Genomic DNA, 17,030 nt, shown 5'->3' on the forward strand with positions numbered 1-17,030 from the left:
CGGAGTTCCCCCTTCAGCGCCAGCCGCCCGAAGACATCAGCCCCAACGCCTGCAGATGCGCCCAGCCCGCAAAGCGCTCGGAACGGGCGGTCCACAAGTCAGGTCCGGCGATGATGCCATCATAGTATGGCCCGAATTGGTCGGGATCGTGAAAATGCTGGCGCCTGCGCTTTTCCTCCTGCGATTTGGCGAGGACCTGCGGCAGGAACTTGGTGTGCAGCATCACCCCCGAAGGCGCCTCGCCCCCCGGCCCATCATAGGCATGGTTCAGATGTCGGGGCAGCGCCGAGTGGCAGGAATTCACATAGGCGAACCGGCGGTTCCACTTGACCAAGGGGATCTTGTTCAACGTCGGCGCCCGCTCGGGCCGGTCGGCAAAGAAAACCCGGTCACGCACCCCGCCTTGCACCCACAAATTGCCCAGCGGCTGTTGCCGCCGCACGCGATAGGGGCCGGGGTCGAACCAGGGCAGGGTCTCGGTCGGGTCGGTATCGGGGTCGTGCGTCTGGCTGCCCAGCGGTCCCTTGGGATAAAGGTCGAGCATCAGCGCGCCGAAAGCCAGCTGCCCGCGGCTGTCCAGCCATCGAGTCAGGTCATGCAGGGTGCGGCTGTCGTGATGGGCATAGATCAGCAGTTCGTCGGCATCCACCATCAGGGTCCAGTGGCCATGGCCATAGCGCATCTGCAACCAGGTCAGCCAGTCCAGCCCGAACCGCGCCTCGCGATAGCTGGCCCCGGTCTGCCACAGCGAAACGTCCGGCTGGTTGAGCAGGTAGGTGACCGAGCCGTCATCGCTGCCGTTGTCGACCATCAGGAAATGATCGACCCCCAGCCGGCGATAGTGGCGCAGGAACCAAGGAAGGCGCTCCATCTCTTTGCGTAGGGTGGTAAAGGCCAGAATGTCGGTGGGCGCGATCAGCCGGGTCTTGTCCGAAACCGGCGTCAGCGCGTGGCGGCTGCGGAAGGACCGCCACAACAGGCGCTTGCGTTTCAGGCGCAGGCGGTATCTGCGAATCCAGCCCGGGGCGTTTTCGTCATGATGGTGCGCGGCGCCCATGGCACGATCACTTTTCGTAATGGCCATTCTGATGCCAGCGCCAGGCATCGGCGATCATCACTTCCAGCCGCGACCGTTTAGGCCGCCAGCCCAGTTCGGCCTCGGCCCGGGTCGAGCCTGAAACCAGCTTGGTGCAGTCGCCCGCCCGGCGCGGACCGACATTGAAGGGCACCTCGCGGTTGGTCACGCTGTGCGACTGCGCGATCACCTCTTTTACTGAAAACCCGGTGCCGGTGCCCAGATTGAACACCCGGCTACCCTTGCCCTGTTCCAGCCAGCGCAGGCCCAGCACATGCGCATCCACCAGGTCGCAGACATGGACATAGTCGCGGATGCAGGTGCCGTCGGGCGTGTCGTAATCTGTGCCGTAGACGGTCAGCGCGTCGCGCTTGCCGTCGATCGCGTCCAATAGCAGCGGAACCAGATGGGTCTCGGGGCGGTGGAACTCGCCCACGTCGCCGTCAGGGTCGGCACCAGCCACGTTGAAATAGCGAAAGATCACGTGGTTCAGCCCGTGCGCCTGTTCGAAATCGCGCAGGATATCCTCAATCGCACGTTTCGAGGCGCCATAGGCGTTCAGCGGGTGTTGCGGCGTGGTTTCGTCCAGCACCACGTTGTCGTGGTCGCCATAGGTTGCGCAGGTGGACGAGAAAACGAAATCCAGGCAACCGGCGGCCACGGCCGCCTCGATCAGGTTCAGTGATCCGGTGACGTTGTTGCGCCAGTACCGGCCCGGCTCGCTCATGGCTTCGCCGACTTGGCTGAGCGCGGCGAAATGCATCACCGCCGCCGGTTGGTGCTTGGCAAAGACCTGATCCAGCCGCGCGCGGTCCAGCAGATCGCCCTGTTCGAACGGGCCGAATTTCACCGCATCCTGCCAGCCGGTTACAAGGTTGTCATAGGTCACGGGCACATAGCCCGCCTGCGCCAGCGCCTTGCAGGCATGAGATCCGATATATCCGGCGCCGCCGGTCACGAGTATGTTTGTCATCCGTGGTCCTGCCGAATGTCTGCCGCTCATGGGTTAATTGCTGCGCTGCCCGCGCGGAACGGGGAATCTGCGCCTATTCCAACCCCATCGCGGCCATCATACTTTCGATTTTGGCCACGTCCTGCGGATTGTTCAACTCCCAGAACTGGCGGCCTTTTGCCTCGACCTCGACACACAGAACCTTGCGTCCGTTTTCCATGAACCGCAGCTGTTCCAGCCCCTCAAGCCGTTCCAGCGGCCCGACCGGCCAACCCGGATAGGCGGCCAGCGCGTCGGGGCGGTAGGCATAGACGCCCACATGATGGAACACCGGCGTCGGATCCGACCCGGCATAGGTGTCGGCGGTGAAGGGGATCACTTCCTTCGAGAAATAGAGCGCGCTGTGATCGGTCGCGAAGACGGCCGTGGTGCCGCCCACCCGGCCGTGCCTGCGGTCGTTCAGCAGCCCGTTCAGCGCCTCGCCGTCGCACCGCAGCACCGGCGTGGCCACGCCGGCCTCAGGCGCAGCGCGCAGGCCATTGACCAAATCCTCGATGAACCAATGCGGGGTCAGGGGGGCGTCGCCTTGCAGGTTGACCACGATCTCGTATCCGCCGCCCAGCCTGTCATGCGCCTCGGCGCAGCGTTCGGTGCCGTTGGCGCAGCTTTCTGAGGTCATCACCACCTCGGCGCCAAAGCCCTCGGCCGCAGCGCGGATGCGGTCGTCATCGGTGGCCACCACCACCCTGTCGACGCCCGAGACCGACATGGCCGCGCGCCAGGACCGCTCGATAAGGGTCATGGGCTTTCCCGTTGCGCCGGTCAGCGGCACCAGCGGTTTGCCCGGATAGCGGGTCGAGGCATAGCGGGCGGGGATCGCGATCAGAACCGACATCAGGCCTCCTTGAGTTCGACGCCCGGGGCATAGGCAATAAAGAACGGGTTGGCATAACCCTCCTTGCCGTAGGTCAGCGGCGTGTGGTCGTCGAAACGCACCACATGGCCCCCGGCTCCGGCCAGCACCGCGTGGCCTGCGGCGGTGTCCCACTCCATGGTTCGCCCGACACGCGGGTAGAGGTCGGCCTCGCCCGTGGCCACCAGGCAGAATTTCAGCGACGAGCCCGCCGACTTGCTGTCTTTGACCTGGTATTTGTTGATGTAGTCATCCGTGGCCTGATCGCGATGCGATTTCGAGGCCACCACCAAAAGCGCCGAATTGTCCGGATCAGAGACTGAAATCGGCGTGACCTCGCCCGGTTTGTCCTTGTCCAAGGCGCCGGTCTCCTCGACCGAGCGGCCATCGGCCAGGGTATAGAACATGCGCCCGCGGGCCGGGGCATAGACCACGCCGCGGGTGGGCACGCCGTTTTCGACCAGCGCGATGTTCACGGTGAAATCCCCGCGCCGGTTGATGAATTCCTTGGTGCCGTCCAGCGGATCGACGATTAGAAAGGTGTCGCCTTGCTGGCTGTGCGACGCGGCCTGTTCCTCGGTCACCAGCAGGATGTCGGGGAAAGCGGCGCGCAGCCCGGCCGAGATCAGCGCATCGGCGGCTTCGTCAGCTTCGGTCACTGGGCTGGAATCGGATTTGACCTTCACGTCAAAATCATCGGCATCGTAGATCTCCATGATCTTGTCGCCCGCTTCCAGGGCCAGGCGTCTGATCACGGGGATGAGGTCGTCATAGGTCACAAAAATGCTCCGTTTCCATGGTTTGTTGATCCGAAAACCTGACGAACTTATGCTGTGCCGGATACGGAACGGCAAGGAATTCGTGCCAGGCTGTCGGAACAAACCCGGGAAAGAGCGTTCGAGTGTTCTATTACAAGCGCAGCAGCAGTCTGCTTGGCAGCGCCTTCACCACGGCGGAACTGGTGTTCCACGCCGTCGTGCGCAACATCCGCTCGCAGCACAGCAACGCCGTTCTGGCCATCGTGATGAACATCCTGCAGGTCGTGCTGCTGGCCAGCGTATTCTACCTGATCATGTCTTTCATGGGTGCCCGGGTGGCCAAGATCCGCGGCGAGTTCATCCTGTACCTGCTGTCGGGCATTTTCCTGTTCATGACCCATATCAAGGCGGTGGGCGCGATCGCCTCGTTGGGGGGCACCAACAACCCGATGATGCTGCATTCGCCGATGAACATGATGGTTCTGCTGCTGGCGGCGGCTTTCGGCGCGCTGTATACGCAGATCGTGTCGATCCTGGTGATCCTGTTCGTCTACAGCGTGGCGGTTACCCCGATCGAGATGCAGGACCCCGGCGGCGCCTTCGCGATGTTGGTGCTGGCTTGGTACACGGGCTGTTCCGTGGGGCTGGTGTTCATGGCGCTCAAGCCGTGGCTGCCGACGGTGTCCCTGATGCTCAGCAACGTCTATCGGCGGTTGAACATGGTGTTTTCCGGCAAGATGTTCGTCGCCAACGCGTTGGGCGGCTATTTGCTGGCGATGTTTGCCTGGAACCCGCTGTTCCATGCGATCGATCAGTGCCGCGGGTTCATCTTTCGCAACTATTTCCCGCGCAACACCAGCTGGGAATATGCGCTTTGGGTCGGCATCGCGCTGATGATGATCGGCCTGCTGGGTGAATTCTATACACGCAAGCACATCTCGAAAAGCTGGGACGCCCGGCGCTAGGTCGCCACGCGCAGGGTCAGGTTGATGCGGCCACCCCGGGGCAGCAGGCGCGACGACCCGAACCGGATCCGGTCGATTCCGTGATAGGCCAGCCGTGCGGGGCCGCCCATGACCACCACGTCGCCCGAGTTCAGCCACACGGATTCGGTTTTTCCGCCGCGGGTGGTGTTGCCGATGCGGAACAGAGCGTCATCCCCCAATGAGATTGACACGACCGGCCACGAGAAATCGGCCTCGTCCCTGTCCTGGTGCAGGCCCATGCGGGCGCCTTCGCCGTAATAGTTGATCAGGCAGCAGTCCGGGTCGCGGTCCAGCGCGGTCACCTCGCGCCAGATGGTCAGGATCGGCTGCGGGATGTCCGGCCAGGGCATGCCTTTGGGGTGCGCGCCCTGGTAGCGGTATCCGCGGCCGTCCGACACCCAGCCCAACGGCCCGGCCGAGGTCATGCGCACCGACATCTTGCGCCCCGAGGCCGTGCTGGGATGAAACAGCGGCGCGGCTTTCAGAACCGGTCGCAAGGCGTCGACCAGCTGTTGCTGGGCGGCGCCGTCCAGATGGCCTTTTCTGATGTCGAATCCGCGTAAATTCAGGCGCGTCACGGCAGAAACCTCATTCCTTTCGAAATCCTTGCCAAAAAAGGCCCAAGATTCCCGAAAACCTGCATTTCACAGTGCTTGCAGGCCTTGGGCCTCGCCCTTATATACGCCGGGACGCGCGAGGGTGTAGTGCCACCGCGCCCAACAGATCGGGGCTGGGATGCCATAACGGGTTCTGGCCTCGGGACATCGCCTTGAAAAGAAAGGGATCGAAATAATGGGAAAAGTAATCGGGATTGACCTCGGGACCACCAACTCGTGCGTGGCCATCATGGACGGCTCGCAGCCGAAGGTCATCGAAAACGCAGAAGGGGCGCGGACCACGCCCTCGATCGTCGCCTTCACCGAGAATGAGCGACTGGTCGGACAGCCGGCAAAACGCCAGGCGGTCACCAACCCTGAAAACACAATTTTCGGCGTCAAGCGCCTGATCGGCCGCCGGGTCGACGACCCCGAGGTCGAAAAAGACAAGAAGATGGTGCCCTATCGCATCATCGACGGCGGCAACGGCGACGCATGGGTCGAAGCCCGCGGCGAAAAGTACTCCCCAAGCCAGATTTCGGCCTTCATCCTGGGCAAGATGAAGGAAACTGCTGAAAGCTACTTGGGTGAGGAAGTCACGCAGGCCGTCATCACCGTTCCGGCCTATTTCAACGACGCCCAGCGTCAGGCCACCAAGGATGCCGGCAAGATCGCCGGCCTGGAAGTACTGCGGATCATCAACGAGCCGACCGCCGCCGCTCTGGCCTATGGCCTGGACAAGAAAGACAGCCAGACCATCGCGGTCTATGACCTTGGTGGCGGTACCTTCGACGTGACCATCCTGGAAATCGACGACGGCCTGTTCGAGGTCAAGTCGACCAACGGTGACACCTTCCTGGGTGGTGAAGACTTTGACATGCGCATCGTCAACTACCTGGCCGAAGAGTTCAAAAAGGAACACGGCGTCGACCTGAGCCAGGACAAGATGGCGCTGCAGCGACTGAAGGAAGCTGCCGAAAAGGCCAAGATCGAGCTCAGCTCGACGACCCAGACCGAGATCAACCAGCCGTTCATCTCGATGGGCTCGAACGGCCAGCCGCTGCATATGGTCATGAAACTGACCCGCGCCAAGCTGGAATCGCTGGTCGGTGACCTGATCAAGAAATCGCTGAAACCCTGTCAGGCCGCTCTGAAAGACGCCGGCATCTCGGCCAGCGACGTGGACGAGGTGGTTCTGGTCGGTGGTATGACCCGGATGCCGAAGGTCATCGAAGAGGTGACCAAGTTCTTTGGCAAAGAGCCCCACAAAGGCGTGAACCCTGATGAAGTCGTGGCCATGGGTGCTGCAATCCAGGCCGGCGTTCTGCAAGGCGACGTCAAGGACGTGGTCCTGCTGGACGTGACCCCGCTGTCGCTGGGCATCGAAACCCTGGGCGGCGTGTTCACCCGTCTGATCGACCGCAACACCACGATCCCGACCAAGAAGTCTCAGGTATTCTCGACCGCCGAGGACAACCAGAACGCGGTGACCATCCGGGTGTTCCAGGGTGAACGCGAAATGGCGGCCGACAACAAGCTGCTGGGTCAGTTCAACCTTGAAGACATCCCGCCGGCTCCGCGCGGCATGCCTCAGATCGAGGTGACTTTCGACATCGACGCCAACGGCATCGTTTCGGTTTCGGCCAAGGACAAAGGCACCGGCAAAGAGCAGAAGATCACCATCCAGGCTTCGGGCGGTCTGTCGGAAGACGACATCGAACGGATGGTCAAGGATGCTGAAGAGAACGCCGAGGCCGACCGCAAGCGCAAGGAGCTGGTCGAGGCCAAGAACCAGGCCGAAAGCCTGATCCATGCGACCGAGAAATCGATCGAGGAGCATGGCGACAAGGTCGATCCGTCGACCATCGAGGCGATCGAACTGGCCGTGGCCGCGCTTAAGGACGAATTGGAATCGGACAATGCCGACAAGATCAAGTCGGGCATCCAGAACGTGACCGAAGCGTCCATGAAGCTGGGCGAGGCGATCTACAAGGCGCAGTCTGAAGAGGCCAGCGAAGAACCGACCGCCGCCGATGCGGGCCCCGGCGATGACGACATCGTCGATGCCGAGTTCGAAGATCTGGACGATGACAAGCGCACCTAACGGCTAACCGGGCCAGTTCGGGCCGGTCCGGATACCGGGCCGGCCCGTTTTACGTTGAGGCAGAAGGAAACACCGATGTCAAAACGCTGCTATTACGAAGTGCTCGGCGTATCCAAGGGCGCTTCGGCGGAAGAGATCAAGAAGGCCTTTCGCCGAAAGGCGAAGGAGCTGCATCCCGACCGCAACAAGGACAACCCAGAGGCCGAGGCGCTGTTCAAAGAGGCCAACGAGGCCTATGACATCCTGCGCGATGCCGACAAGAAAGCCGCTTATGACCGGTTCGGTCACGCGGCCTTTGAGAACGGCACCGGCGGTGCGCGCCCGGGTGGCGGTTTTGGCTCGGGCGATTTTTCCAGCGCCTTTTCCGACGTGTTCGACGATCTGTTCGGCGATTTCATGGGCGGCCGGCAGGGCGGTGGGCGCCGGGCCGCGCGGGGGTCCGACCTGCGCTACAATCTGCGCGTGACCTTGGAAGAGGCCTACTCGGGGCTGCAGAAAACCATCAACGTGCCGACCGCCGTGGCCTGTTCGTCCTGCGAAGGCACCGGCGCCGAAGGCGGGGTCGAACCCACCACCTGCCCGACCTGTTCGGGCATGGGTAAGGTGCGCGCGCAACAGGGCTTTTTCACCGTCGAGCGCAGTTGCCCGACCTGTGCGGGCCTGGGCCAGATCATCAAGAACCCCTGCAAATCCTGCCACGGCTCGGGTCGGGTCGAGAAGGAACGCGCGCTGTCGGTCAACATTCCAGCAGGTGTCGAAACCGGAACCCGCATCCGCCTGGCGGGCGAAGGCGAAGCCGGCATGCGCGGCGGTCCTCCGGGCGACCTCTACATCTTTGTCGAGGTGACGCCGCACAAGCTTTTCGAGCGGGATGGCATGAACCTGTATTGCCGGGTCCCGGTCAGCATGGCCAAGGCGGCGCTGGGCGGCTCGATCGAGGTGCCCACCATCGACGGTGGCCGCGGCCGGGTGCAGATTCCGGCCGGCAGCCAGTCGGGCCGGCAGATGCGTCTGCGCGGCAAGGGCATGCCAGCGCTGAGGGGCGGCGGTGTCGGGGACATGTTCATCGAACTGGCGGTCGAGACCCCGGTCAACCTGACCGCGCGGCAGAAAGAACTGCTGAAGGAGTTTGACGAGCTGGGCGAAGACAACCACCCGGAATCCAAGAGCTTCTTCTCATCCGTCAAATCCTTCTGGGAGCGGATGCAAAGCTGATCCCAGTGTTTCAGACAGCCAAGGGCCGGCGAAACATCGCCGGCCTTTTTCGTTCTGAGTCCAGTTTGGTCCGAAACTGCGCGGAATTGGCCCTTGATTCCTCGCCCTAGCCTTGAGAATGTGCGCCCAACCGTTGGGGTGCCCCGAACCCGGGGCTGAGAGGCGCGCGAGCCAACCCATCGAACCTGATCCGGGCAATACCGGCGGAGGGAACGGTCTAAAACACTCAGACGTTTTCCATGCCCGCGTTGCCCCACATGCAAGAAGGGAGCGACATGGCGCATATCGCTTTGACCATCGCGGGATCCGACAGCGGCGGAGGGGCCGGCATTCAGGCCGACCTCAAGGCGATGTCGGCGCTGGGTGTGTTCGGTGCCAGTGTCATCACCGCCGTCACCGCCCAGAACACGCAGGCGGTCACCGCCGTACATGGCATCCCGCTGGACGTGATCGCCGCGCAGATCGACGCGGTTCTGTCCGATCTGGACGTGCGCGCGGTCAAGATCGGCATGTTGGCCACGCCCGAAATCATCCAGACCGTCGCCGACGGCCTGTCCGGCTTTACCGGGCCCATCGTGCTGGACCCGGTGATGATCGCCAAATCGGGCGATGCCCTGCTGGCGCGTGAGGCGGTGCAGACGTTGCGCGAGGTGCTTCTGCCCCGCGCCACCGTCCTGACCCCGAACCTGCCCGAGGCGGCCTGCCTGCTGGATCAGATGGTTGCGGAGACCACAGACGAAATGACCGCGCAAGGCCATGCCCTGTGCGATCTGGGTGCGGGCGCGGTTCTGATGAAGGGCGGGCATGGCAAGGGCGATGTCTGCCGGGATCTGCTGGTATCTCAGGATGGGGTCGTCGCTCAGTTCGAGGCCCCGCGGGTGAACACGAAGAACACGCATGGCACGGGTTGCACCCTGTCTTCGTCCATCGCGGCCGGATTGGCCAGAGGGCTAGGGCTGGCGGATGCCGCTGCACAGGCACATTCCTATCTTCAGGGCGCAATTGCGGCGGCGGACGGTCTTGCAGTCGGGCACGGGCATGGCCCCGTTCACCATTTCTATCGGGTCTGGGAGGCGTGACGGTCTGGTCCGTCATAGGTGCCGGGGTGGCCGGTCTGGCCGTGGCCTCGGAACTGGTCGCGCGGGGTGCGCAGGTACGGGTGTTTGACCCCGGCGGGCCTCCTGGGCCACATGGTTGTTCCTGGTGGGCGGGCGGCATGCTGGCGCCGTGGTGCGAATATGAAAACGCCGAGGAACCCGTGCTGCGACTGGGGCAACAGGCCATCGATTGGTGGGCAGCCCGCACTCCGGTCACGCGGCAAGGAACGCTGGTTGTGGCCAACATGCGAGACCTGCCCGACCTGCGCCGATTTGCCCGCCGGACTGAGGGGTTCACGCAGGTCGATCAAGCGAAAATTGCTGAATTAGAGCCTGATTTGCACGGTTTTTCCCAAGGCCTGTTCTTCGCAGATGAGGCCCATCTGGACCCTCGCCGCGCGCTGCAGGACCTGTATCGCGGCCTTCAGGACAAGGGCGTCGAATTCCATCGCAAGCTGGCTCCGTCGCGGCTGGACAACGCCATCGACTGCCGTGGCCTGCACGCGCGCGACATCCTTCACGACCTGCGCGGCGTGAAGGGGGAAATGCTGGTGATCCGCTGCCCCGACGTGACGCTGACCCGTCCCGTGCGGCTTCTACATCCTCGGATGCCGCTCTATGTCGTGCCGCGGGGCGAGGGCGTCTACATGCTGGGCGCCACGATGATCGAATCCGAGGACAGCAGCCGCATCACCGCGCGCTCGATACTGGAACTGCTCAGCGCGGCCTATGCGCTGAACCCGGCCTTCGGCGAGGCCGAAGTGCTGGAGATCGGCGTCGATCTGCGCCCGGCCTTTGCCGACAACCTGCCGCGCATCCGCCGGCTGGGCCGGACGATCTATGCCAACGGGCTGTATCGCCATGGCTACCTGCTGGCCCCGGCCTTGGCCCGGGGCGTGGCCGATCTGGCGCTCGAGAACACACATTCGGAGATGGTCGATGAAGATCGTGCTTAATGGCGAACCGCGCGAGGTGCGCGCCGAAACCCTTGGTGAATTGCTGGCGGAATGCGGCTTTTCCGGCCGAGTTGCCACCGCGGTGAACGAGGAATTCGTGCCTTCCAGCCTGCGCATCGCGCACAAACTGGCCGAGGGCGACCGGGTCGAGGTCGTCGCACCGATGCAGGGGGGCTGAGATGAAAACGTTTTACGGCACCGAACTGCCCAACCCGCTGATGCTGGGCACCGCGCAATATCCCAGCCCGGCGATCCTGGAACAGGCCTTCCGGACCAGCGGTGCGGGCGTGGCCACGGTGTCATTGCGGCGCGAGGGCGCGGGCGGGGCGGGTCAGGCGTTCTGGTCGATGATCCGCGATCTGGGCGTGCTGATCCTGCCCAACACCGCCGGCTGTCACACGGTCAAAGAGGCCGTCACCACCGCCCACATGGCGCGCGAGGTGTTCGACACACCGTGGATCAAGCTGGAACTGATCGGTCACACCGACAGCCTGCAGCCCGACGTGTTCCAACTGGTCGAGGCCGCGCGCATTCTGACCGACGAGGGGTTCCAGGTGTTTCCCTACACCACCGAAGACCTGATCGTGGCCGAGCGTCTGCTGGCCGCTGGATGTCAGGTTCTGATGCCCTGGGGCGCGCCGATCGGGTCGGGGCGGGGTTTGAACAACGAATACGCCCTGCGCGCGATGCGGGCCGAGTTTCCCGACGTGCCGTTGGTGGTGGATGCGGGCATCGGCCTGCCCAGCCACGCCGCCCACGCGATGGAGCTGGGCTATGACGCGGTTCTGTTGAACACCGCCGTTGCCCGCGCGGGCGATCCGGTGGCGATGGCGCAGGCCATGGCGCTGGCGGTGCGGGCCGGGCAATTGGCGCATCAGGCCGACCCGATCGAGCCGCGCGACATGGCCGAACCCTCGACCCCCGTGATCGGAAAGGCCTTTCTGTCATGACGCTCGACCGCTTTTATCCGATCTTCGATCACACCGACTGGCTGCGGCGGATGCTGCCCCTGGGCGTGAAGTTGGTGCAGCTGCGCATCAAGGATCAGCCCGACGCGGTGGTGCGCGCGGAGATCGCCACCGCGCAGGCCCTGTGCCGCGACCACGGCGCGGTGCTGGTGGTGAACGACTATTGGCAGGCCGCCATCGACGCAGGCTGCGATTGGATCCACCTGGGGCAGGAGGACTTGGACGACGCCGATCTGCCTGCCATCCGCAAGGCCGGGCTGAAACTGGGCGTATCCACGCATGACGATGACGAGCTTGAACGCGTGTTGTCGATGGACCCGGACTATGTGGCACTGGGGCCGGTCTATCCGACCATCCTGAAAAAGATGAAATGGCACCAACAGGGCCTGCCGCGCGTGACCGAGTGGAAACGGCGCGTGGGTGACATCCCTCTGGTCGGCATCGGCGGTATCAGCGTCGAGCGCGCGCCGGGCGTGTTTCAGGCCGGGGCCGACATCGTCTCGGCCGTGACCGACATCACCCTGAACGCCGACCCCGAAGCGCGGGTGCGCCAGTGGATCGAGGTTACGCGATGAGCCGCTATGCCCGCCAGATGATCCTGCCCGAGGTCGGGGTCGAGGGGCAGAACCGGCTTGCCCGCGCGCGGGTTTTGGTCGTCGGCGCCGGCGGGCTTGCCGCGCCCGTGCTTCCGCTGCTGGTCGGGGCTGGGGTGGGGCATCTGACCATCGTCGATGCCGATACGGTGGACCTGTCGAACCTGCATCGCCAGACGCTGTTTGCCGAGTCCGATTGCGGCCGCCCCAAGGCCGAAGCGGCCGCCGAACGCTGCCGGACACTGAACAGCGAGATTACCGTTGCAGCGCGAAAACAGACTCTAACGCCTGCCAATGCCGCTGAATTGGTGGCCGAGGCCGATCTGGTTCTGGACTGCGCGGACAGTTACGCGGCCAGCTATACGTTGTCGGATACCTGCCTGGCGCAGGGCAAGCCGCTGATCAGCGCCTCGGTTTTGGGCCTGTCGGGGTATGTTGGCGGGTTCTGCGGCGGTGCGCCCTCCTTGCGCGCGGTTTTTCCCGACGCGCCGGACAGTGGCGCCAGTTGTGCCACCGCGGGTGTTCTGGGCCCGGTCGTGGCGATGATCGGCGCGATGCAGGCGCAGATGGCGCTGGGCGTGATCCTGGGCCTCGAGCCTTCGCCGTTGGGCCAAATGATGCAGGTGGACGGGCGCAACTGTATCAGCAGCGGCTTCCGCTTTGACACCGCGCCGGAACCGGACGGCCATTTCCCCTTTGTTGCCCCCTCGCAACTGACCCCGGACGACCTGGTTGTCGACCTGCGCAGCGTCGATGAGGCCCCCCAGCCGATTCACCCCAACGCTCGCCGATTGACGGTCGAAGCGCTGAAAACAGATCCTAACAAAGGAAAATCGCTGGCCCTCTGCTGTGCCACAGGGCTGCGCGCCTGGCGCGCGGCCGAGGAACTCCGCCCCCATTGGCCCGGCCGGATCGTTCTGGTCGCCGCCGCAACGTCGTGAAGCAAAAGGAAACGCAGACCATGAAGAAACTGATCACCGCCTTTGCCCTGCTGGCCGCCGCGCCCGCCTGGGCGCAGGACAAGATGACCGTTCTGCTGGACTGGTTCGTGAACCCCGACCACGGGCCGATCATCGTGGCGCAGGAAAACGGCTATTTCGCCGAACAGGGGCTTGAGGTCGAAATCGTTCCGCCCGCTGATCCGTCGGCCCCGCCGCGCCTTGTGGCCGCCGGTCAGGCCGATCTGGCCGTGTCCTACCAGCCGCAGCTGCACCTGCAGATCCACGAGGGCCTGCCGCTTAAACGGGTCGGGACGCTGGTCGCCACGCCGCTGAACTGCCTTCTGGTGCTCGAGGACGGCCCGATCAACACGCTGGCCGATCTCAAGGGCAAGAAGATCGGCTTTTCGGTTGCCGGTGTCGAAGAGGCGATCCTGACCGCGATGCTGAACGCGCATGGCGTGTCGCTGGACGATATCGAGATGATCAACGTCAACTTCTCGCTGTCGCCGTCGCTGATGACCGGGCAGGTGGACGCCGTGATCGGCGCCTTCCGTAATTTCGAACTGAACCAGATGGATATCGAGGGCGTCCCGGGCCGCTGCTTCTACATCGAGGAAGAAGGCGTGCCGCCCTATGACGAGCTGATCTATGTGGCCAACCCCGAAACGATGGACAAGGACATGATCGCCCGTTTCCTGGCCGCGACCGAGAAGGCCACGCAGTTCATCGTGAACAATCCGGAAAAAAGCTGGGAGATCTTCGCCGCCACCTCGCCCGAGTTGCAGGACGAGCTGAACGCCCGCGCCTGGGTCGATACCCTGCCGCGTTTCGCACTGCGCCCGGCGGGATTCGATGCCGGCCGCTATGCCCGGTTCGAGGCCTTTCTGAAAGAGTCCGGCATGATCGACAGTATCAACCCGGTCAGCGACATCACCATCGACGTGACCGCGCAATGAGCGAGTACGGCAAAGCCTTCGCACTGATGCGCGACGCGGCGCACGGGCCGTGGCGGGACTATACCCGCCACGCCTTTGTCGAGGGACTGAAGGACGGCACCCTGCCGCGCGCGGCGTTCCTGCATTACCTGCGGCAGGATTACGTGTTCCTGATCCACTTCTCGCGCGCCTGGGCGCTGGCGGTGGTGAAATCGAAAACCCATGCCGAGATGCTGGCCGCGTCGCGCACGGTGAACGGTCTGATCAGCGAAGAGATGAAGTTGCATATCGGCATTTGCGAGGCCGAGGGCATCAGCCAGGACGAGTTGTTCGCCACGCCCGAACGCCCCGAGAACCTGGCCTATACCCGCTATGTGCTCGAGGCCGGCTACAGCGGTGATCTGCTGGATCTGCTTGCGGCGCTGGCGCCCTGCGTGATGGGATACGGGGAAATCGGCACCCGGCTGGCGGCCGAGGCCACCTCGGACAACTATCGCGATTGGATCGACGCCTATTCCAGCAGTGAATATCAGGAAGCCTGTCAGGCTGTGGGTGAACTGCTGGATTCCGCTCTGATACGGCGACTTGGGGCGGATTTCCGTACCACACCGCGTTGGGATCGCCTGTGCCAGACCTTCCGCACCGCGACCGAGCTCGAAGTGAATTTCTGGCAGATGGGTCTGACCCCATGACCCCGCCCCCCGATCTGATCCTCAGCGGACAGGCCAGCATCGACGGCGCGCCGCTGTTCGCGCCGCTGACCCTGTCGCTGAAGGCGGGGCAGTGGACCTGTCTGCTGGGCGGATCGGGGGTCGGCAAGACCACGGTTCTGCGCCTGATCGCCGGGTTGGCGACGGGGGCCGAGTTCACCGGCGAGATCCGCGCCAGCGACGGGCTGCCGGTGGCCGAGCGCGTCGCCTACATGGCGCAGGACGATCTGCTGCTGCCTTGGGCCACGGTCGCGAAGAACGTGGCGCTGGGTGCCCGGTTGCGCGGCGAACGGATCGACGAGGACCGCCGCGCCCGGCTGATCGAACGGATGGGGTTGCGGGATCACATGACCAAGAAGCCCTCGGAACTGTCCGGCGGGCAGAGTCAGCGCGTGGCGCTGGCCCGCACCCTGATGGAGGACAAGCCGATCATCCTGTTGGACGAGCCGTTCTCGGCGCTGGATGCGCGCACCCGCGCTGACATGCAGGACCTGGCCGCCGAAGCGTTGCAGGGACGCACCGTCTTGCTGGTCACCCACGACCCGGCCGAGGCCGCGCGTCTGGGTCAGTCGATCATGGTGATGACGCGCCGTGGCCTGACCCCGTGTCAGCCGCCCCATGCGCCAGTGCCGCGCAAGGTGGACGATCTCGAGACGCTGGAAACGCAGGGGGCGCTGCTGAAGCTGCTGCGGGAGGAGGTGGCATGAAGACGCTCTCGGCCCTTGCCGCGACACTGTTTGCGCTGGCCCTTTGGCAGGCGATCGTCACCCTGACCGGCCTGCCGAAATTCATCCTGCCTGGCCCGGCGGTGGTGGCCGAGACCTGGTGGCAGAACCGCTGGCTGATCGCCGAGCACACCTGGATCACCGCCATCGAGGTGCTGATCGGCCTGGCCTTTGGAACGGTGCTGGGTGTCATAACGGCGCTGCAGCTGGCCAATTCCCGCGCCGCGCGGGTGCTGGTGCAGCCGATGCTTGTGTTCACCCAGGCACTGCCGGTCTTTGCGCTGGCGCCATTGCTGACCCTGTGGCTGGGCTATGGGCTGTGGTCCAAGGTCGCGATGGCCGTGCTGATCATCTATTTCCCCATCACCGCGTCGTTTTTCGACGGGCTGATGCGCACGCCGCCCGGCTATCTGGACCTGGCCCGCACCATGCAGGCCAGCCCACGCAGCGTGTTGTGGCATATCCGCATCCCGGCAGCGCTGCCCTCGCTGGCCTCGGGGATGCGGCTGGCGGCAGTCTATGCCCCGATCGGGGCCGTGATCGGTGAATGGGTCGGCTCGTCTCAGGGGTTGGGATACCTGATGCTGCTGGCCAATGGCCGCGCCAAGACCGACCTGATGTTTGCCGCGATGCTGACGCTGGGGGTGTTCTCGATCCTGCTGCATCTGGTTGTGCGCCGCGCCACGGCCCGCATGGCCGGTGAGGCGCGTTAACCATTCGGAAACCGATTCTGCGGCAATCATGGGCGTATGACCAAGGACGCCTTTGCCGAAGCCCCATCGCTGTTCGAAAGTGACGAAGCGCCGGTCACGCCGCTGCCCACGGGTCGGCTGCCCTCGTATATCAAGGACCACCGCAAGCGCCTGCGCGAACGGTTCATGTCGGGTGGCGCGGGGGCGATGCCGGATTACGAGCTGCTGGAACTGGTCCTGTTCCGCTCGATCCCCCGGCAGGACGTGAAGCCGCTGGCGCGGCGGCTGCTGGATACGTTCGGTGATTTCAACCGGGTGCTGACCGCCCCGGTCGAGCGTCTGCGCCAGATCAAGGGCGTGGGTGATACCGTCATCACCGACCTCAAGATCCTCGAGGCCTGCGCCCATCGCATGGCCCGCGCCCGGGTGATGCAGCGGCATGTGATCTCCAGCTGGGACGCGTTGCTGGATTATTGCCACACCACCATGGCGCATCGCGAGATCGAGCAGTTCCGCGTGTTCTACCTGGACCGCAAGAACGTGCTGATCGCGGATGAGGAGCAGGCCAAGGGCACCGTCGATCACGTACCCGTCTACCCGCGCGAGGTCGCCAAACGCGCGCTGGAGCTGAACGCCTCGGCGCTGATCTTGGTGCACAACCACCCGTCGGGCGACCCGACGCCGTCGCAGTCGGATATCGACATGACCAACCGCATCAACGATGCCTGCGCCGCACTTGGGCTGACCTTGCACGACCACCTGATCATCGGCAAATCGACCGAACTGAGCTTCCGGTCAGAAGGTTATCTCTAAC

The 17,030-nt window shown here is 64.1% G+C and carries 19 protein-coding genes and 1 riboswitch; of the genes, 14 read left to right on the top strand and 5 right to left on the bottom strand.

The window, feature by feature from the left end; genetic code table 11:
* Positions 1–13: 13 nt before the first annotated feature.
* From AC2FMM_RS14410 to cysQ, 4 genes are all read right to left on the bottom strand, one after another.
* The gene (locus AC2FMM_RS14410) at positions 14–1,057 is read right to left on the bottom strand and encodes a glycosyltransferase family 2 protein (RefSeq protein ID WP_496796951.1); all 1,044 of its coding nucleotides are present in this window, start codon (positions 1,055–1,057) and stop codon (positions 14–16) included.
* Positions 1,058–1,064: 7 nt separating this feature from the next.
* Positions 1,065–2,048 (bottom strand): UDP-glucose 4-epimerase GalE, encoded by a 984-nt coding sequence (gene galE / locus AC2FMM_RS14415; RefSeq protein WP_496796928.1) that lies wholly within the window; start codon positions 2,046–2,048, stop codon positions 1,065–1,067.
* 73 nt (positions 2,049–2,121) lie between these two features.
* Positions 2,122–2,922, bottom strand: a complete 801-nt coding sequence (locus tag AC2FMM_RS14420; RefSeq protein WP_496681572.1) for a 3-deoxy-manno-octulosonate cytidylyltransferase family protein — start codon at positions 2,920–2,922, stop codon at positions 2,122–2,124.
* Positions 2,922–3,719: a 3'(2'),5'-bisphosphate nucleotidase CysQ gene (gene cysQ / locus AC2FMM_RS14425; protein ID WP_496796929.1), complete on the bottom strand. Its 798-nt coding sequence runs from the start codon at positions 3,717–3,719 to the stop codon at positions 2,922–2,924. Before cysQ ends, AC2FMM_RS14420 begins: the two co-directional genes overlap by 1 nt.
* Positions 3,720–3,841: 122 nt before the next feature.
* Between cysQ and AC2FMM_RS14430 the strand changes: the two genes are divergently transcribed.
* On the top strand, positions 3,842–4,663 hold the full coding sequence (locus tag AC2FMM_RS14430) for an ABC transporter permease (RefSeq protein ID WP_496681567.1): 822 nt from the start codon (positions 3,842–3,844) through the stop codon (positions 4,661–4,663).
* Here AC2FMM_RS14430 and AC2FMM_RS14435 read toward each other — a convergent pair.
* A complete protein-coding gene (locus AC2FMM_RS14435; RefSeq protein ID WP_496687820.1) occupies positions 4,660–5,262 on the bottom strand; it encodes an alpha-ketoglutarate-dependent dioxygenase AlkB family protein in 603 nt (200 codons plus the stop codon). The two genes, AC2FMM_RS14430 and AC2FMM_RS14435, sit on opposite strands and share 4 nt — an antisense overlap.
* Before the next feature lie 214 nt (positions 5,263–5,476).
* On the opposite strand from AC2FMM_RS14435, the gene dnaK reads away from it, so the two are divergent.
* From dnaK to radC, 13 genes are all read left to right on the top strand, one after another.
* Entirely contained in the window at positions 5,477–7,384 is a 1,908-nt protein-coding gene (gene dnaK / locus AC2FMM_RS14440; RefSeq protein ID WP_496681563.1) for a molecular chaperone DnaK, read from the top strand.
* A gap of 75 nt (positions 7,385–7,459) precedes the next feature.
* The gene (gene dnaJ, locus AC2FMM_RS14445; RefSeq protein WP_496681560.1) at positions 7,460–8,599 is read left to right on the top strand and encodes a molecular chaperone DnaJ; all 1,140 of its coding nucleotides are present in this window, start codon (positions 7,460–7,462) and stop codon (positions 8,597–8,599) included.
* A gap of 124 nt (positions 8,600–8,723) precedes the next feature.
* Positions 8,724–8,828: riboswitch (TPP riboswitch) on the top strand.
* Between the two features lie 46 nt (positions 8,829–8,874).
* Positions 8,875–9,678: a bifunctional hydroxymethylpyrimidine kinase/phosphomethylpyrimidine kinase gene (gene thiD, locus AC2FMM_RS14450; RefSeq protein ID WP_496796952.1), complete on the top strand. Its 804-nt coding sequence runs from the start codon at positions 8,875–8,877 to the stop codon at positions 9,676–9,678.
* Positions 9,675–10,652, top strand: a complete 978-nt coding sequence (locus AC2FMM_RS14455) for an FAD-dependent oxidoreductase (RefSeq protein ID WP_496796930.1) — start codon at positions 9,675–9,677, stop codon at positions 10,650–10,652. The genes thiD and AC2FMM_RS14455 overlap by 4 nt, the downstream gene beginning before the upstream one ends.
* Positions 10,636–10,830 carry a sulfur carrier protein ThiS gene (thiS, locus tag AC2FMM_RS14460; protein WP_170342698.1) on the top strand — a complete coding sequence of 65 codons (195 nt, stop codon included), beginning with the start codon at positions 10,636–10,638 and terminating at the stop codon, positions 10,828–10,830. Before AC2FMM_RS14455 ends, thiS begins: the two co-directional genes overlap by 17 nt.
* A gap of 1 nt (position 10,831) precedes the next feature.
* A complete protein-coding gene (locus AC2FMM_RS14465; protein ID WP_496711001.1) occupies positions 10,832–11,602 on the top strand; it encodes a thiazole synthase in 771 nt (256 codons plus the stop codon).
* Positions 11,599–12,195: a thiamine phosphate synthase gene (locus tag AC2FMM_RS14470; RefSeq protein WP_496796931.1), complete on the top strand. Its 597-nt coding sequence runs from the start codon at positions 11,599–11,601 to the stop codon at positions 12,193–12,195. The genes AC2FMM_RS14465 and AC2FMM_RS14470 overlap by 4 nt, the downstream gene beginning before the upstream one ends.
* On the top strand, positions 12,192–13,154 hold the full coding sequence (locus AC2FMM_RS14475; protein ID WP_496796932.1) for a ThiF family adenylyltransferase: 963 nt from the start codon (positions 12,192–12,194) through the stop codon (positions 13,152–13,154). The genes AC2FMM_RS14470 and AC2FMM_RS14475 overlap by 4 nt, the downstream gene beginning before the upstream one ends.
* Before the next feature lie 20 nt (positions 13,155–13,174).
* Entirely contained in the window at positions 13,175–14,110 is a 936-nt protein-coding gene (locus AC2FMM_RS14480; protein ID WP_496796933.1) for an ABC transporter substrate-binding protein, read from the top strand.
* Entirely contained in the window at positions 14,107–14,781 is a 675-nt protein-coding gene (gene tenA / locus AC2FMM_RS14485) for a thiaminase II (protein WP_496796934.1), read from the top strand. Before AC2FMM_RS14480 ends, tenA begins: the two co-directional genes overlap by 4 nt.
* The gene (locus AC2FMM_RS14490) at positions 14,778–15,506 is read left to right on the top strand and encodes an ABC transporter ATP-binding protein (protein WP_496796935.1); all 729 of its coding nucleotides are present in this window, start codon (positions 14,778–14,780) and stop codon (positions 15,504–15,506) included. Before tenA ends, AC2FMM_RS14490 begins: the two co-directional genes overlap by 4 nt.
* Positions 15,503–16,237 (top strand): ABC transporter permease, encoded by a 735-nt coding sequence (locus tag AC2FMM_RS14495; protein WP_496796936.1) that lies wholly within the window; start codon positions 15,503–15,505, stop codon positions 16,235–16,237. The genes AC2FMM_RS14490 and AC2FMM_RS14495 overlap by 4 nt, the downstream gene beginning before the upstream one ends.
* Before the next feature lie 36 nt (positions 16,238–16,273).
* On the top strand, positions 16,274–17,029 hold the full coding sequence (radC, locus tag AC2FMM_RS14500) for a RadC family protein (RefSeq protein WP_170457055.1): 756 nt from the start codon (positions 16,274–16,276) through the stop codon (positions 17,027–17,029).
* Position 17,030 lies beyond the last annotated feature (1 nt).

It is taken from the genome of Ruegeria sp. BHSC043 (assembly GCF_059612985.1).